The following is a 16,140-nucleotide window of genomic DNA, read 5'->3' as shown; positions in this document are numbered from 1 at the left end:
TTGTTACTCCCTTATTTCCAAGCGAGCCCGAAGGCTTACTTGGCCTTCTCGAGGATCTCGACGAGACGCCACCGCTTGGTAGCGCTCAGGGGACGGGTCTCGTTGATGAGAACGAGGTCACCGATGCCGGCGCTGTTCGTCTCGTCGTGAGCCTTAACCTTCGACGTACGACGGATGACCTTGCCGTAGAGCGGGTGCTTAACGCGGTCCTCAACCTCTACAACGATGGTCTTGTCCATCTTGTCGCTGACGACGTAACCACGGCGAGCCTTGCGGTCGCCACGGACAACGGCTTCAGCCTGTACGGCTTCGTCCTTTGCAGCCATTACTCTGCGTCCTCCTTCGCGACGTCAGCCTCGTCGGCCTTCTTCGCCTTAGCCTTCTTCGCCTTGGGAGCCGCTTCAACGGGTGCGGGCGTGGCACGAATGCCCAGCTCGCGCTCGCGAATAACGGTGTACAGGCGTGCAATGTCGCGCTTGACGGCGCGGATGCGACCGTGGCTCTCGAGCTGGCCCGTTGCCGACTGGAAGCGCAGGTTAAACAGCTCTTCCTTGGCCTTACGGACCTCCTCGAGGAGGCGCTGGTCTTCGAACGTGTCGAGCTCGCTAGTAGCGAGCGTCTTGGTGCCGATCGCCATTATGCGTCGCCTTCCTCGCGCTTGATGATGCGTGCCTTGAGCGGCAGCTTGTGGATGGCACGGGTCATGGCTTCGCGAGCGAGCTGCTCGCTAACACCAGCGACCTCGAAGAGGACGCGACCCGGCTTGACGTTTGCAACCCACCACTCGGGTGAACCCTTACCGGAACCCATGCGGGTTTCAGCGGGCTTCTTCGTCAGCGGACGGTCAGGGTAGATGTTGATCCACACCTTTCCACCACGCTTGATGTGACGGGTCATTGCGATACGAGCGGACTCGATCTGACGGTTGGTTACGTATGCAGACGTGAGCGCCTGAATACCGTACTCGCCGAACGAAACCTTGGTTCCACCGGTAGCTGCACCATCACGCTTGGGGTGGTGCTGCTTACGGAACTTAACCTTACGAGGGATAAGCATTACGCCGAAGCTCCTTCCGTGACCGGTGCCTCTGCGTTGCGCGGAGCGCGACGGGGGCGGTCACCACGGTCGCGGGACGGCTTCTGGTTAGCCTGCTCGCGAGCGAGTTCCTTGTTGGTCAGGTCGCCCTTGTAGATCCAAACCTTCACGCCAATACGGCCGAAGGTGGTCTTTGCCTCGTAGAAGCCGTAGTCGATGTTCGCACGAAGCGTGTGCAGCGGCACACGACCTTCGCGGTAGAACTCCGAACGGCTCATCTCAGCACCGCCGAGGCGGCCGGACACCTGGATACGAATACCCTTAGCACCTGCACGCTGAGCGCCCTGGAGGCCCTTGCGCATCGCGCGGCGGAATGCCACGCGAGCGGTGAGCTGCTCTGCGATGCCCTGTGCAACCAGCTGAGCATCAGCCTCGGGGTTACGAACCTCGAGGATGTTCAGCTGGATCTGCTTGCCGGTGAGCTTCTCAAGGTCAGCGCGGATGCGCTCAGCCTCAGCACCACGGCGACCGATGACGATACCCGGGCGAGCCGTGTGGATGTCCACACGAACACGGTCACGGGTGCGCTCGATCTCGATGTTGCTGACGCCGGCACGGTCCAGCTGCGTCTGCAGCAGCTGACGGATCTTGATGTCCTCGGCGACGTAGTCAGCGTAACGCTGGCCCGGCTTCGTCGAGTCCGAGAACCAACGTGACACGTGGTCCGTCGTAATACCGAGGCGGAAGCCGTACGGGTTAACCTTCTGTCCCATTACTTGCTCGCCTTCTTCTGAGCCGCAGGAGCAGCAGCAGCTGTCTCCGGCGTCGAAAGCACGACCGTGATGTGGCTCGTGCGCTTCTTGATCTGGAATGCGCGACCCTGTGCACGGGGCTGGAAACGCTTCAGCGTCGTGCCCTCGTCCACATATGCGTTCGTTACGAACAGATCCGACTCGTCCAGCGACTCACCGTTCTTGTCCGCGGTAACGCGGGCGTTAGCGATGGCCGAGTGGACCAGCTTGTAGATCGGCTCCGAAGCGGCCTGCTGCGCGAACTTCAGGATCGCGAGGGCTTCTTCAGCCTGCTTTCCCTTGATAAGCGCAACGACGCGACGAGCCTTCTGAGGGGTCACGCGGATGTGTCGCACGCGTGCGATGGACTCCACCATTTCTTCTCCTCTGCGCCCCCGCTTAGCGGCGGCGGCCCTTCTTGTCGTCCTTCACGTGGCCGCGGAAGGTGCGGGTGGGCGCGAATTCGCCCAGCTTGTGGCCAACCATCGTCTCCGTAACAAATACGGGGATGTGCTTGCGACCGTCGTGAACGGCGATCGTGTGTCCCAGCATGGACGGCACGATCATCGATCGGCGCGACCAGGTCTTGATGACGTTCTTCGTTCCCGCTTCGTTTTGCGAGCTGACCTTGCGAAGCAGGTGCTCGTCGACGAAGGGGCCCTTCTTCAGACTGCGTGGCATCTTCTTGACTCCTACTTACGCTTCTTGCCAACGGTACGGCGACGCACGATGTACTTGTCGCTTTCCTTGTTTGCGTGACGGGTACGGCCTTCGGCCTGGCCCCACGGGGAAACGGGGTGACGACCACCAGAGGTCTTACCCTCACCACCACCGTGCGGGTGGTCAACCGGGTTCATAGCGACACCACGAACGGTCGGGCGAACGCCCTTCCAGCGCATGCGGCCAGCCTTACCCCAGTTGATGTTCGACTGCTCGGCGTTGCCGACCTCGCCGATCGTTGCGCGGCAACGAGCGTCGACGTTACGGATTTCGCCAGACGGCATGCGCAGCTGCGCGAAGTTGCCGTCCTTTGCAACCAGACGAACCGAGACACCAGCCGAACGAGCGATCTTTGCGCCGCCACCGGGGCGGAGCTCGATTGCGTGAATAACAGTACCCGTGGGGATGTTCTTCAGCGGCAGGTTGTTACCGGGCTTGATGTCGGCGCTTGCGCCCGACTCAATGATGTCGCCCTGCTTGGTCTTGTTCGGAGCCAGGATGTAGCGCTTGGTTCCGTCGACGTAGTGCAGGAGCGCAATGCGTGCCGTGCGGTTGGGGTCGTACTCGATGTGAGCAACGGTTGCGTTGACGCCGTCCTTGTCGTTACGACGGAAGTCGATAACGCGGTACTGGCGCTTGTGGCCACCACCGATGTGACGGGTCGTGATGCGACCCTGGTTGTTGCGACCACCGGTCTTGGACAGCGGGCGCAGCAGCGACTTCTCAGGCGTGGAACGCGTGATTTCAGCGAAGTCGGCAACCGACGAGCCGCGGCGACCAGGGGTCGTGGGCTTGTACTTACGAATAGCCATGTTTTTCGTCCTCTTTCCGCTTAGCCGACCGACGTGAAGATGTCGATCGTGCCCGACTTCAGAGCAACAATGGCGCGCTTGGTGTCCTTGCGCTTGCCCATGCCGAAGCGGGTGCGGCGTGCCTTGCCGACGCGGTTAATGGTGTTAACAGACGCGACCTTGACGCCGAAAATCTTCTCGATGGCGAGCTTGATTTCGGTCTTCGTTGCGCGGGGGTCCACCTCGAAGGTGTACTTGCCCTCGTCGATCAGTCCGTAGGACTTCTCCGAGACAACCGGCTTGAAGATGATGTCGCGCGGATCCTTGTTTGCGGTCATGCCGAAACCTCCTCAGCGCCAGTCTTCGCTGCGACAAACGCGTCGAAGGCTGCCTTGGTGAAGACGATGTCGTCAGAGACGACCACGTCGTAAGCGTTCAGCTGGTCAACAGCGAGAACGTGAAGGTTCTCGAGGTTGCGTACGCTGAGCAGGCTCACCTCGTCGTCGCGCGTGAGCACAACGAGGACGTTCTTGCCCGGGAACGACTTCAGCAGTGCTGCAGCCTTCTTGGTCGAGGGTGCGCCCTCGATACCGAACGAGTCGATAACGTGCAGACGCTCGCCACGAACACGGTCGCTGATTGCACCGAGGAGGGCAGCAGCGATCATCTTCTTGGGGGTGCGCTGCGAGTAGTCGCGCGGCTGCGGTCCGTGGACAACGCCACCACCGCGGTGCTGCGGCATACGGATCGAGCCCTGACGAGCGTTACCCGTACCCTTCTGCTTGAACGGCTTCGAACCCGAACCGGACACAGCGCCACGGCCCTTGGTTGCGTGCGTTCCCTGGCGAGCTGCTGCCTGCTGGGCAACAACAACCTGGTGAATCAGCGGGACATTCGTTGCGACGTCAAAGATCGCGGCGGGCAGGTCGACCGAACCGGCCTTCTTGCCAGCAGCGCCCAGAACGTCGAGCTTAAGCGTGGAGTCAGCCATGATACTTAGGCACCCTTCACTGCGTTGCGGACGAAGACGATGCGTCCACGTGCACCGGGAACTGCGCCCTTAACGAGCATGAGTCCCTTCTCGGTGTCGATGGAGTGCACCGTGAGGTTAAGTACGGTCACGCGCTCGTTACCCATACGACCTGCCATGCGCATGCCCTTGAAGACGCGCGACGGGGTCGACGAAGCACCGATAGAACCGGGCTTACGGTGGTTACGGTGCTGACCGTGCGAAGCCGAAACACCAGCGAAGTTGTGGCGCTTCATGACACCAGCGGTGCCCTTACCCTTGCTCGTGCCGACCACGTCGACGAGCTGGCCGGCCTCGAAGGTACCGTCAACCGTGAGCTCCTGGCCGAGCGAGTAGTCGCCAGCGTCAGCGGTGCGGATCTCCGTCACGTGGCGGCGGGGCGTAACGCCTGCTGCCTCGAAGTGAGCCGTGAGGGGCTTGTTCACCTTGCGGGGGTCAATCTGACCGTAAGCGATCTGAACAGCGTTGTAGCCGTCGCGCTCAGGGGTACGGATCTGCGTAACCACGTTCGGTGCCAGCTCGATAACCGTTACCGGGATGAGCTTGCCGTTTTCGTTCCAGACCTGAGTCATGCCGAGCTTCGTGCCGAGCAGACCCTTGGAAACCTTGTTGTTGATATCAACCATTCTGATCCCCGCCCTTACAGCTTGATCTCGATGTTGACATCGGCAGGAAGGTCGAGGCGCATCAGCGAGTCGACAGCCTTAGGCGTCGGGTCGATGATGTCGATGAGGCGCTTGTGGGTGCGCATCTCGAAGTGCTCGCGGCTGTCCTTGTACTTGTGCGGTGAACGGATGACTGCCACCACGTTCTTTTCCGTCGGAAGGGGCACGGGGCCCACAACGGTCGCGCCCGCACGGGTCACGGTGTCGACGATCTTACGAGCCGACGAATCGATGACCTCGTGGTCATACGACTTCAGTCGGATGCGGATCTTTTGTCCCGCCATCTCTTTTTCTCTCTTTCCGCGTCATACCTCTCGGGCATTGGACGCACTGGGCGCAGCAATCTCATCTGCGCCTGGCACTTTCGCGTCACTCGCGTGACTCGATGCTGCACCACTATTTTGATATCAGACCAGGGATTTATCCCCAGCACCTCGCCTATCCCGACGGCATGCCGACAGGAGCTCAGTTTGGTTGGTGATGTTCTCCGACCCGCGGCCTAGGTCTCTGCGCTTTCACGCCGCCTATGCACTGCCCTGGTGGTGATTCGTACGCACGCAAAAAGCGCCGCCGAAATGTGGAACCTACATAGTCTGACAGACGCAGAACCATGCCGCAAACCCGGGCGTGTCGCGCTCAGCCGATACCCAGCCTCGCGCAAAAGAAGAGGGTTCCGGAACCTCGGGGCAAGGTTCCGGAACCCGGGTGTTGGGGGTGGCGGGTGAGACTTCCGAGGCTCTCCCCCGCCACAACCGGTGCTCGGTGGCTGAGCCAGGAGAACCGGGGTGGTGGGCGGGAGCTACCCGCCCACCTCGTGCTTCACAGTGACGCCCGCACCTCCCCGCGTCGACGACTGTTCAGCAACGTGTCAGTCCTGCATTTCGCGACGGTTGCGACGGATCACCAGCAGTACTGCACCGGCCAGGAGTGCGAAGCCTCCAGCCAGGCCCAGCGGCAGGGCATCCGAGGTACCCGTTGCCGGCAGCGGCTTCGGCGGCGTCGGAACCTTGTGCTGAGTCGAGCAGCTGTCGACGCAGTCGCCACCAGGCGTACCCGCCGGTGTCACCACGTTCTTCATGGTGACGCCCTTTGCGTCTGCCTTGACCGTGACAATGTAGCTCACGGAGGCCGTAGCGCCAGGCGCCAGGTCCGGGATCTGCCACGTCAGCGTCTCGCCGCTGAGGGTGAGCCCGGCAGGCAGGTTGCCTGCAAGGGTGGCGTTGTCGAGCACACCGCTCATGTCGTCGACTCCGAGAGCGCCGGTGAGGAGAACCTCGCCGATGTTCGTCGCTGTCAGCGTGTAGGTGATGTTGGTACCCGGCTTGACCGTCGAGCCCGAAGCCGGGTCGCTGGTCTTGCTGAGCGTCCACGCCGGAACCAGGTGGTCAGTCGTGCAACTGGTGACACACTCGCCGCCTGGTGTGACCGGGACGACGACGTTGCGCAGCGTGGCTCCGCGGGCATCTTCATGCACCTTGACCGTGTAGCTCACCGACACCGACTCTTCGACGTCGAGGGCGCCGATCGTCCAGGTCAGCGTCGTGCCGTCGAGGGTCAGTCCTTCAGGCAAGTCACCGACCAGGTCAGCGTGTGCGAACACATCCGCCAGGTTGTCGACAGACGTGACCGCCTCAAGAGCAACCGGACCGGTGTTCGTCGCCGTCAGCGTGTACGTGATCTCTTCACCAGGCAGAACCGACGAGCCCGAAGCTGGGTCGCTGGTCTTGGTGAGCGTCCACGCCGGAACCGGGTTCTCTGTCGTGCAGTCATCCACACACTCGCCACCAGGCGTAGTCGGTACGACGACGTTGCGCAGCGTGACGCCACGCGCATCTTCGTTGACCATGACCGTGTAGCTCACCGTCACCGTTTCACCCATGGCGATCGCACCGGTGGTCCAGGTCAAGGTTGTGCCCTCGAGCGTCAGACCATCAGCCAGCTCGCCCACGAGCTGAGCGTCATCGAGCACATCGCTCATGTCGTCTTCGGCCGTGACCGACGCGATCGCGACAGGACCGGTGTTGGTGACCGCCAGCGTGTAGGTGATTTCGTCACCGGGCAGAACCGTTGCTCCCGATCCGGGTTCGCTGGTCTTGCTCAGCGTCCAGGCCGGAACCGGGTGCTCAGTCACGCACGGGCCTTCGCACTCGCCGCCAGGCGTGGTCGGCACGACAACGTTGCGCAGCGTCACGCCACGAGCGTCCTCATTCACGACCACGGTGTAGCTGACCGAGACGGACCCTTCGAGTCCGACCTCACCGGCATCCCACGTGAGCGTGGTGCCTTCAAGCGTCAGGCCAGCAGGCAACTCGCCCACGAGCTCGGCGTTTGCCAGTACCTGGCTCAGGTCGTCTTCTGCCGACACCGACACGGCGACCGGACCAGTGTTGGTGACCGTGAGCGTGTACGTCACTTCGTCACCAGGCATGACCGTCGAACCGGAGACCGGGTCGCTGGTCTTGGTCAGCGACCACGCCGGAACCAGGTGCTCAGTCGAGCACGGACCTTCGCACTCGCCGCCCGGGCTGGTCGGCACGACCACGTTGCGCAGCGTTGCACCGCGAGCGTCATCGTGGATCACCACGGTGTAGCTGACCGATACCGAATCTTCGACATCGACGAGCCCAGCGTCCCACGTGAGCGTGGTGCCGTCGAGCGTCAGGCCCGCAGGCAACTCACCCACCAGGTCAGCGTGTGCCAGGACATCCGCAAGGTCATCCTCGGCCGTTGCCGATTCCACCAGGACGGGGCCCGTGTTGGTGATGGTGAGCGTGTACGTCACTTCGTCACCAGGCATGACCGTCGAACCGGAGACCGGGTCGCTGGTCTTGGTCAGGGACCACGCCGGAACCAGGTGCTCAGTCGAGCATGGGCCTTCGCACTCGCCGCCTGGCGTCTCCGGTGTCACGACGTTGCGCAGGGTTGCACCCCAGGCGTCATCGTTCACGACCACGGTGTAGCTGACCGTTACCGATTCTTCGACGGCGATGGCGCCGGCATCCCACATGAGCGTGGTACCAACGAGCGTCAGCGCGTCAGGTAGGTCTCCGACCAGTGCAGCGTCATCCAAAACGTTGCTGAGGTCGTCGATTGCCTCCACCGACTCGAGGTCGACAGGGCCCGTGTTCGTGATCAGCAGCGTGTAGGTGATTTCATCACCTGGCATCACAGTGGATCCGGATGCCGGGTCGCTGGTCTTCGTCAGCGTCCAGGCCGGAACCGGGTGTTCTGTCGTGCATGGGCCTTCACATTCGCCGCCTGGTGTGGTGGGAACCACCACGTTGCGCAGCGTCTCACCGAGTGCGTCGTCGTGAACGACGACCGTGTAGCTCACCGTCACCGTCTCACCGATGCCCAGCTCGCCAGCATCCCACGTGAGGGTCGTGCCATCGAGCGTCAGGCCGGCAGGCAGATCTCCCACGAGTTCGGCGTGAGCAAGAACCTCGGTGAGGTCGTCCTCGGCGGTGACGGCGGTAGCGACCTGGCCGGTGTTGGTAGCCGTCAGCGTGTAAGTAACTTCGTCACCAGGCAGCACCGACGATCCCGATACCGGGTCGCTGGACTTGGTCAACGACCAGCCGGGAACCGGGTTCTCCGTCGTGCAGTTCTCCTCGCAATCGCCACCGGGCGTTCCAGGAACAACCACGTTGCGTAGCGTCACACCGCGAGCGTCATCGTGGACAACCACGGTGTAGCTCACCGTTTCGACGCCGCCGACGGCGACCGTTCCGGCATCCCACGTGAGGGTCGTGCCGACCAACGTCAGTCCGGCCGGGAGCGGATCCACCAGGTCAGCGTGCGCGAGCACGTCGCTCAGGTTGTCCGTTGCGATGGCCGATGGCACCTCGATCGAACCGGTGTTCGTGATGGTGAGGGTGTACGTGACTGCCTCACCTGGCAACACCTTCGAGCCCGACGCGGGGTCACTCGACTTCGCCAGTGCCCACTTCGGCGTGAGGTGTGTCGTCGTGCAGTTCTCGACACACTCACCACCATCACCGGGTTCGACGCTGTTCTGTAGCGTCACTCCGTCGAAGCCGTCCTTGACGGTCACCGCGTAGTTGACAGTTGCCGTCTCGCCCGGAGCCATCGAGGGGATGGCCCAGGTGAGTACACCACCGCTGAGGGTGAGGCCGGCTGGCAACGGTTCGACAAGGTCGGCGTATGCGAGTACTCCGCTCAGGTCATCCGTCGCCATTGCACCGGTCACTGTTGCGTGTGCGGTGGTGTTCATCGCCGACAGTTCGTAGGTGATGACGTCACCGCCGACCACCGCGGATCCGCTTGCCGGGTCAGCGCTCTTGTTGATGCTCCACGCCGGCGTGTAGTGAACGGTGGAGCACAGCTCGCAGCTGGTCGGCGGGAATTCACCCGTAGCCGACACGCTGTTACGCAGCTCCACACCCCACTGATCGGGGTTCACCGTCACCGTGTAGGTGAGGGTGAGCGGTTCGCCAACGTTGACGCGTCCGATCGTCCACACCAGCGACGAGCCGGAGGCTGCCGCCGCACCCTGAGATGCGACGATGCTGGTGTTGTCGAGGGTGGCGTATGGCAGCACCGCGCTCATGTCATCGGTGACGACCACATTGTCAACGAAGCCCACCGGACCGGGCGTGACCGTCACCGTGTAGGTGATGGTGTCGCCAGGCTTGACGGTGCTTCCGCTGATCGGGTCAGACGACTTCGCCACCGCGTAGCTGCCGTTCGCACGGTTCAGCGTGTTGGTTGCGGTCACGATGACCGTCGTCTCCGCGTTCGTTGGCGTTTCGAAGACCATCGACGAGCCGGTAGCTGTGCCCGTGGCTCCCGTGATCGACATCGCGGTCGACCAGGTGAAGGACGGGTCGGTGACAGCGGGCAGGATCGTTTCCTCGACCGTGCACTCGCTACCAATCGGGATGCTCATCTCTGGGCTCCACGCACCACCAGCCGGGATGGCGAAGGTGTTCGGTTCACCGTCAGCCGGGAACGTGTCACCGTTGTCGGCAACACAGCCCCACTCGAAGGTGTACTGCGAGTCTGCTTCCAGGAGTCCGGAAGCGTCACCGGCAAATGCCTTCGTCACCGTGAAGTCACCAGTAGCACGAATGACCGAGTTGGTCACGGTGGCCGTTCCGACCGCCGGGCTGGCGCTCAGCGTGACAGGGGCACTGAACGAGCTGCCCGCCCACTGGTAGGAGTCGTCACCAGGCACCGGTGCCGACGGATCGTTCTCGCTGATGATGCGGCACTCGGTGCCGACGTAGTACGCATCAGGAGCTGTGAAGGTTCCGGTACCGATGAGGCTCCACGTCTTTGCCGCTTCTTCCACACCGTTGTACGAACATGCGTACGTACCGGTGTACTCAATACCCGTCGAGGGGGCGGTGTCGTTGACGCCCTCACCACGGTTGATGAGCTTCGTGATCGCAAACTGACCGTAGACGCGGTCGACGGAGTTGACGATGGTCATTCCTGCCGTTTCACCAGCAACGAGCTCACCAGCGTACTGAACGGCAGGTTGCGGGCCCCATACATACGAGGCGTCGGTGAACACGGTGGTGTCGAGAGTGTCTTCAACCGAACGGCACTCTGAGGTGAGCGGAATCTGCGGGTTGACCGGGTCAAGGGTAGCGAGGCCACCCGTAGCCGGAGCCGTCCAGCGGCCGGTAGCCACCGTTGTTCCGTCGTAATCACACGTCCAGCTACCGCCGACCGTCAACGCGGGGTTGGCGAAACCGTTACCAAGCGGAGCGTTCAGCTGCTTCGTGATCGAAATCGTCGCGTACACCCGCTCCGGGGTGTTCGTGACGGTGAACGAAGCCGGTCCGTTTGCCGTGACCGTTGCCGACTCTGCCGTAATCGTCGGGGAACCCCACGACCACGAAGCATCGACAAGGTCACTGTCGTCAGGCGCGTCCTCGGTGACCTCACAGATCGTGCCGAGCGGCAACACGGTGTCACCGGTCAGCGCCGCGTCGCCCGTGCCTGTCCGCGTCCAGGTGCCAGCGAAGGTCTCTTCGCGGGCGGTTCCTTCTGCGTATACGCAGGAGTAGTCGCCAGCGTAGACCGCGCCGTCATTGACGACATCGATCAGAGCGTCGGGGATTGTCTTCGTGATCTGAATGCCACCGGTGACGCGAGTGATGGGGTTGTCGACCACGACAGCGCGCGGCGATTCACCCACCGTCAGACGGCTGGTGTCGGAACCATCCACCGTGATGCTCTCGTCGCCCCACGCGTAGGAGCCGTCAAAGAGCCCTCCGGAGAACGGACCCTCGGTGACACCACAGAGCCAGCCCTGCGGAACATTGGTGATCAGCGGTACCGCTGCGACGCCCGGCATGACTGCCACTTCAGAAACCATGCGGTTCGGAGCGTCAGGGTTCAGAAGATCCGCTTCGTTAAGCGCACAGGCGATACCCACAGGGAACCCGGCGAAGCCCTCACCCGTGTAGCCGCTGGTCTGGCCGGAGAGAGTCTTGGCGACCGTCACCGATCCGGTGTTGCGCGCAACTTCGTTGGCCACCGTCATCTGGTTGCTGCTCGTCGTCTGGCTGACCGAAGTCACACCGACGAGAACGGGGTCAAGCCAGTAGAACGATCCATCTGTCGCGCTCGGTGCACTCGGCGAGTTTTCCGTCACCGTGCAGGAGGAGGTGAGCAGAACCTGCGTCGCCGATCCTGTTGTCGCGGTGAGCGTGGCGTTGGTGCCAGCAGACGAACCGGTTCCGCTCCACGTGCCAGCTGCGACAACGTCGCCGCCGTAGGAACATGACCAGTCACCGCTATAGGTGCGCTCTGCTGCCACGACTCCGGAGAAGCCGCCGTCATCGAAGAACTTCGCGACCGTGACCTCGCCGTAGACCCGCACCATGGAGTTGGTGACGGTCATGACCGGAGTGTCAGATTCAAGAACCGTGACTCCCGCCGTGTGGCTGTAGGTGGGGGCAGCCCAAGCGAAGGAAGCATCCTTCAGGCCTTCGTCAATCGCGCCTTCCTGAACCGTACATACGACGCCGATCGGGATATCGCTCCAGGTGGCCGTGCCACCATTAGCGATCGACTCGGTTGCGCCGATCTGTGCCGAATTGCCCGTTGCCGGGTTCGTGCAGGTCAGGGTCATCGGGAAGATCTCGTTCGAGCCTCCGGTGAATCCGTCTGCCAACGGCGTGACCGCCTTGGTGACGCTGACGCTACCGGTGCGAGCCGAAATGCTGTTCGTCGCCGCTACCGCAACCGCCGCGCCGTCAGCCGGAGTCGTGAAGCGAATACCGTCTGCGACCGGCGTGCCAACGGCACCCGTGGTCGAGAAGGTCACACCATCCCAGCGGTACGGGTCAACCGGAACCGGCAGGTCGCCTCCGGTGCGCTCGGTGACGGTACAGATCGAGCCGGCCGGAATGCCATCCGGTCCGCTGGCGCTTGCACCGGCGGCAACGGCAATGGTTCCGCTGATGTCCGGACCGCTCGGTGCGTCACAGACGTAGTCGAACGTGAAGTCCGTGGCGGCGAACTGCTCACCGGCGGTACCACCTGTCACGCTCTTGGCGACCGAGAACGAACCGGTCGTGCGCGTGATGGTGTTGGTCACCGTCGCGCTGGTGCCGTTAGCCGTGACGGGCAGGATGTCCGAAGGCAGGGAGACGGCCCAGCTGTAGGAGTTGTCACCAGGAACCGGGTTGGTCGGGTCAGTTTCTGTAACGCTACAGATGCTGCCGACGAGAAGCGCCGCGTGGTCGCCGGTCGTGTCGCTCAGCGTTGCTGTGCCACCCGCTGCCGGAACCGTCCAAGTTCCGCTCGCGTGCGGTTCGCCACCGAACGTACATGCCCAGGTGCCGGTGAAGGGGTCAGTCAGCGCGACCGACGCGTTGTTGACTACCGACTTCGTGATCGACAGCGGGCCGTAGACGCGGTTGACGTCGTTCGTGACCGTCACAAGCGCCGGCGTCGTGGACTCCGGAACCGTGACGGTTCCGCCTGCGGGGTCGTAGGTCGGAGTCGTCGACCATGCGTACGATGCACCTGGCAGGTTCGTGCTTCCGCTCGGCATGCTGGTCTCAACGACCGTGCACGAGGTTCCGATCGGCAGGTACGGCGTCTGCTGTGCAGCATCGAGCGGCGTCGTGAAGGTGAAGACACCCGTGTAGTTCGTGGCTTCGCCCTGAGCGGGCGCATCACATGCCACCGTGATTTCGAACGAGGTGCCTGCGCTGACCTGAGCCGCGTAGTTCGCGATCTCCTTGTCAACCGAGATGCGGTTGAAGCCGATCGCGGTGGGGTTGGTGACCGTGACGGTTGCGGGCTGCGCCACCGTGGCCGTGACGGAACCGTTGGTGAGACCCGTGTAGGTCGGGTCACCCCACACGTATCCGGGAGCGAGGTCGGGACGAGCTGCGGTCTCCGCGACAGTGCAGGAGACGCCGGACGGAACCTGAACCGTCTCGGACTCGCCGTGAGCAAGCGAGACGCTTCCGCTGATGCCAACATCTCCCTGAGCACACGCGTAGTTGATCGTGAAGTCGCCCGCGGTGTATCCGCCACCCTGAACGGTCTTGTTGATCGTCAGGTTAGCCATGTCACGCGTGAAGAAGTTCTGTACCGAACCGCTCGACTGGCCGTTGGTCGCGATGACCGCCGGCTGTGTGAAGGCGTTGCCGTCCCAGCGGAACGACGCGTTGGCGAAGTCGCCGGGCTGCTGCGCGAGAGTCTCGCTCAGGGTACAGGTCGACGTTGCCGGAACTCCGGTCACCGTCGTGCTCTGGCCTGCGGCCAGGTTGACCGTGCCCGACGCCGTCGTTGCAGCGCCGATTACACACGCGTAGTTAATAGCGAAGGTGCGGGTGTCACCGGTGTAGCCCGTGCTCGGCACGCCGGCGCGCGGCGTGACCTGCTTGCTAATGACGAGCGAGCCGGTGTTCTGCGTGACCGCGTTGGTGAGGTTGACCCGCACCGCGGAGTTCGCCGGAATCTGTACGGCAGCGCCAGGGTTGACAACCGGTGCGCCCCAGACGTACGAGCCATTGGCAAGGTCGGTAGAGGTGCCGGTCGGAGCGTTCAGCTCCGTCACGGTGCAGCTGGCGCCTGCGGGAAGGTTCGGAACCGTCACGACGGAGCCGGCGTTGCCGTTGGTGGCTGCCGGGTTGACGGTCACCTGACCGCCAAATGGTGCTCCGCCGCCGACGGTGCAGGAGTACTGCGCGGTAAACGCCTTCGCGGTGCCCTGCGTGTAGCCGCCCGCCGGTGAGGTCACAGTCTTCGTGATCTCAAGCGAGCCGGTCTGGAAGAGGTTCTTGACCGTACAGGTCGTGGACTGGCCATGCGTCAGCGTTATTTCGTTGTTCGCGTTGACCGTGACGTTGTTTGTACACGTCCACGGCCCGTTCTGCACGTAGCCACCTGTCGTGCCTGCGTTGTTGGCAACTTCGCTCAGGCGGTAGGTGCCGGCAATAACCGTCTGGTTCGTGACCGTGGTGGAGTTACCAGGACCAGATACGGTCTGGCCGCTGACTACGCCCTGTCCGAGTGCGCTCAGCGTCCAGTGCGCCGGCTGCGCAACAGGAGCCTGCTGCCCTGTCGAGGTGACCTGCTTGACGAGCGTGACTGTTGCCGTTGGCGTGTAGGTGTTGGTGTAAGTACACGTAATCGGCGCGGCCTGTGCCGTTGTCGCCGTGGTTCCACGCGGAATGGTGACCGCTCGGCCGCTCACGGTGACGCCCGGAACGGCTGCTCCCGTGCCGTCAACGCAAGCAACGCTCGTGAATGACCACGGAGCCGACTGTGCACCCTCGGTGATGGTAATGGCTTCACCACTGTTGTAGGTGCGGGTGACGCTCTGACCGTTCGTCAGGGTGAAGTTGCTACCCCACGGCGAGCCCGCGAGGGTCGACGAGCTGGTGAAGTTGAACGTCTGCGCCGGCGCCGTCGCGTACGGGGACACCACGTTCTTGTTAATCGTGACCTGACGAACCTGCTCGACGGACGCGTAGAGACATCCGTAGGTGGTCGTGCCCTCAACCGTACGGAACTGGTTGATCACGCCACCCAGGCTGGTCACCGTCGCGTTACACGAGTTGTTCGCCCCCTGTGGCGCAACAAAGCCCTGGATAACCAGGGTGTAGGTGAGGCCGTTGCTCACGAATGTTTGCGGGGAGATCTGGTTCAGAAAGTTCGTGAAGTCATCCGCACAGTTGTTGCCAGAACACAAGTTGGGCGTCTCATTCATCTGCCATGTGTAGGACAGGTCCATCTCGAGGAACCTGATGTCCATGTCACCGCGGTACCACTGATTCGTCGCCTGGACGGGATTGTTCTTGTGAGCCATGCGGCCCAGGTTGAAGATCTGACCAGTTTCGACCGTTGAGATGCTTCGCGGGGCGAACCCAAGCGCGCTCTGATCGGAAAGCGCGAGCTGCCCCGCGCTACCGTTCTGGTCACCGTGTGCAGTCCAGGCGGTGCTACCGCTTGAAATGTACGCGGTGTATCCATCCGAGTAAGAAGCCCCCGCGGTTCCTGCTGAGCCACCGGGGTTGGTGATCGATCCGGAGTTCGTCGAACTGACCGCTGAGCCATACCGATAATCATCGCCGGTGGTCGCGTTGGCAGTGCCATTTTGCGCTTGCGAGTTGGTGTATCCGACGTGCTTCTCCATGCGTGCTTGCACGTCTTGCCCGGCAGGCACCGTGATCGTCGCGGCGTCTGCCGGTGGCGCGTTGACGGAGTCGACCGCGACAACGCCACCGAAGACGACCGCGCCGACGGCGATGAGCGCCGCCCACTTATGCACGCGGCCGCCGCCCGGCTCCGCTCCATCTCTCGCGTTGCGCTGACTAAGGCCGGTGCGGCCCATGAGTCTGTCCCACCTGCTGGTAGGGACGTGCGTTGCCCGACGGTTGCGCTTGGCTGACCATCCAGATCGCGAGTTCGACATGACGAGATTCCTTCGATTGCTGCTCGCTGACGTGGGAGATCGCCGGCGATCGCTCAGAAAGATGCACAGGATTCCCAAGCGACACCCAGAACGTATGAGCGCCTTTATATGGCGACAAGAGATTCGTGCTGATCTCCGCACGAGTTCAGAGATGAGAGGCCTCTCATGTAAGGAAAGGCCGGGAGAGGAACCAAAA

Annotated in this window: 12 protein-coding genes; all 12 read right to left on the bottom strand. The window is 62.8% G+C overall.

The genetic code is table 11. The features are described 5' to 3' along the window. Window positions 1–35: 35 nt before the first annotated feature. The gene (gene rpsQ / locus KTJ77_RS02230) at window positions 36–326 is read right to left on the bottom strand and encodes a 30S ribosomal protein S17 (protein ID WP_217336886.1); all 291 of its coding nucleotides are present in this window, start codon (window positions 324–326) and stop codon (window positions 36–38) included. Continuing rightward, on the bottom strand, window positions 326–637 hold the full coding sequence (gene rpmC, locus KTJ77_RS13530) for a 50S ribosomal protein L29 (RefSeq protein WP_217336885.1): 312 nt from the start codon (window positions 635–637) through the stop codon (window positions 326–328). The genes rpsQ and rpmC overlap by 1 nt, the downstream gene beginning before the upstream one ends. Continuing rightward, a complete protein-coding gene (rplP, locus tag KTJ77_RS02220; protein WP_217336884.1) occupies window positions 637–1,056 on the bottom strand; it encodes a 50S ribosomal protein L16 in 420 nt (139 codons plus the stop codon). The genes rpmC and rplP overlap by 1 nt, the downstream gene beginning before the upstream one ends. Then, the gene (rpsC, locus tag KTJ77_RS02215) at window positions 1,056–1,808 is read right to left on the bottom strand and encodes a 30S ribosomal protein S3 (protein WP_217336883.1); all 753 of its coding nucleotides are present in this window, start codon (window positions 1,806–1,808) and stop codon (window positions 1,056–1,058) included. The genes rplP and rpsC overlap by 1 nt, the downstream gene beginning before the upstream one ends. Then, the gene (gene rplV, locus KTJ77_RS02210; RefSeq protein ID WP_217336882.1) at window positions 1,808–2,203 is read right to left on the bottom strand and encodes a 50S ribosomal protein L22; all 396 of its coding nucleotides are present in this window, start codon (window positions 2,201–2,203) and stop codon (window positions 1,808–1,810) included. The genes rpsC and rplV overlap by 1 nt, the downstream gene beginning before the upstream one ends. A gap of 22 nt (window positions 2,204–2,225) precedes the next feature. Then, window positions 2,226–2,507, bottom strand: coding sequence for a 30S ribosomal protein S19 (rpsS, locus tag KTJ77_RS02205; RefSeq protein ID WP_147825097.1), 282 nt, complete (start codon window positions 2,505–2,507; stop codon window positions 2,226–2,228). Between the two features lie 11 nt (window positions 2,508–2,518). After that, window positions 2,519–3,358 carry a 50S ribosomal protein L2 gene (rplB, locus tag KTJ77_RS02200; RefSeq protein ID WP_217336881.1) on the bottom strand — a complete coding sequence of 280 codons (840 nt, stop codon included), beginning with the start codon at window positions 3,356–3,358 and terminating at the stop codon, window positions 2,519–2,521. Between the two features lie 20 nt (window positions 3,359–3,378). Beyond that, complete coding sequence (gene rplW / locus KTJ77_RS02195; protein ID WP_217336880.1) at window positions 3,379–3,675, bottom strand: 50S ribosomal protein L23; 297 nt, start codon at window positions 3,673–3,675, stop codon at window positions 3,379–3,381. After that, entirely contained in the window at window positions 3,672–4,328 is a 657-nt protein-coding gene (gene rplD / locus KTJ77_RS02190; protein ID WP_217336879.1) for a 50S ribosomal protein L4, read from the bottom strand. The genes rplW and rplD overlap by 4 nt, the downstream gene beginning before the upstream one ends. A 5-nt stretch (window positions 4,329–4,333) precedes the next feature. Beyond that, window positions 4,334–4,993: a 50S ribosomal protein L3 gene (rplC, locus tag KTJ77_RS02185; RefSeq protein ID WP_217336878.1), complete on the bottom strand. Its 660-nt coding sequence runs from the start codon at window positions 4,991–4,993 to the stop codon at window positions 4,334–4,336. A gap of 14 nt (window positions 4,994–5,007) precedes the next feature. After that, a complete protein-coding gene (gene rpsJ / locus KTJ77_RS02180) occupies window positions 5,008–5,316 on the bottom strand; it encodes a 30S ribosomal protein S10 (RefSeq protein WP_040162964.1) in 309 nt (102 codons plus the stop codon). Window positions 5,317–5,900: 584 nt separating this feature from the next. Further along, the gene (locus tag KTJ77_RS02175; protein WP_217336877.1) at window positions 5,901–15,944 is read right to left on the bottom strand and encodes a DUF5979 domain-containing protein; all 10,044 of its coding nucleotides are present in this window, start codon (window positions 15,942–15,944) and stop codon (window positions 5,901–5,903) included. Between the last annotated feature and the right edge of the window lie 196 nt (window positions 15,945–16,140).

The organism is Microbacterium sp. NC79 (assembly GCF_019061125.1).
Taxonomy (GTDB): Bacteria; Actinomycetota; Actinomycetes; order Actinomycetales; family Microbacteriaceae; genus Microbacterium.
This window is presented reverse-complemented; position numbering and strand designations above follow the sequence as displayed.

Excerpts from the sequence above, each read along its gene's own strand:
- rplP (WP_217336884.1), bottom strand. The coding sequence starts at position 1,056 with ATGCTTATCCCTCGTAAGGTTAAGTTCCGTAAGCAGCACCACCCCAAG.
- rpmC (WP_217336885.1), bottom strand. The coding sequence starts at position 637 with ATGGCGATCGGCACCAAGACGCTCGCTACTAGCGAGCTCGACACGTTC.
- rplV (WP_217336882.1), bottom strand. The coding sequence starts at position 2,203 with ATGGTGGAGTCCATCGCACGCGTGCGACACATCCGCGTGACCCCTCAG.
- rplC (WP_217336878.1), bottom strand. The coding sequence starts at position 4,993 with ATGGTTGATATCAACAACAAGGTTTCCAAGGGTCTGCTCGGCACGAAG.
- KTJ77_RS02175 (WP_217336877.1), bottom strand. The coding sequence starts at position 15,944 with ATGTCGAACTCGCGATCTGGATGGTCAGCCAAGCGCAACCGTCGGGCA.
- rpsS (WP_147825097.1), bottom strand. The coding sequence starts at position 2,507 with ATGCCACGCAGTCTGAAGAAGGGCCCCTTCGTCGACGAGCACCTGCTT.
- rplB (WP_217336881.1), bottom strand. The coding sequence starts at position 3,358 with ATGGCTATTCGTAAGTACAAGCCCACGACCCCTGGTCGCCGCGGCTCG.
- rpsJ (WP_040162964.1), bottom strand. The coding sequence starts at position 5,316 with ATGGCGGGACAAAAGATCCGCATCCGACTGAAGTCGTATGACCACGAG.
- rplD (WP_217336879.1), bottom strand. The coding sequence starts at position 4,328 with ATGGCTGACTCCACGCTTAAGCTCGACGTTCTGGGCGCTGCTGGCAAG.
- rplW (WP_217336880.1), bottom strand. The coding sequence starts at position 3,675 with ATGACCGCAAACAAGGATCCGCGCGACATCATCTTCAAGCCGGTTGTC.
- rpsQ (WP_217336886.1), bottom strand. The coding sequence starts at position 326 with ATGGCTGCAAAGGACGAAGCCGTACAGGCTGAAGCCGTTGTCCGTGGC.
- rpsC (WP_217336883.1), bottom strand. The coding sequence starts at position 1,808 with ATGGGACAGAAGGTTAACCCGTACGGCTTCCGCCTCGGTATTACGACG.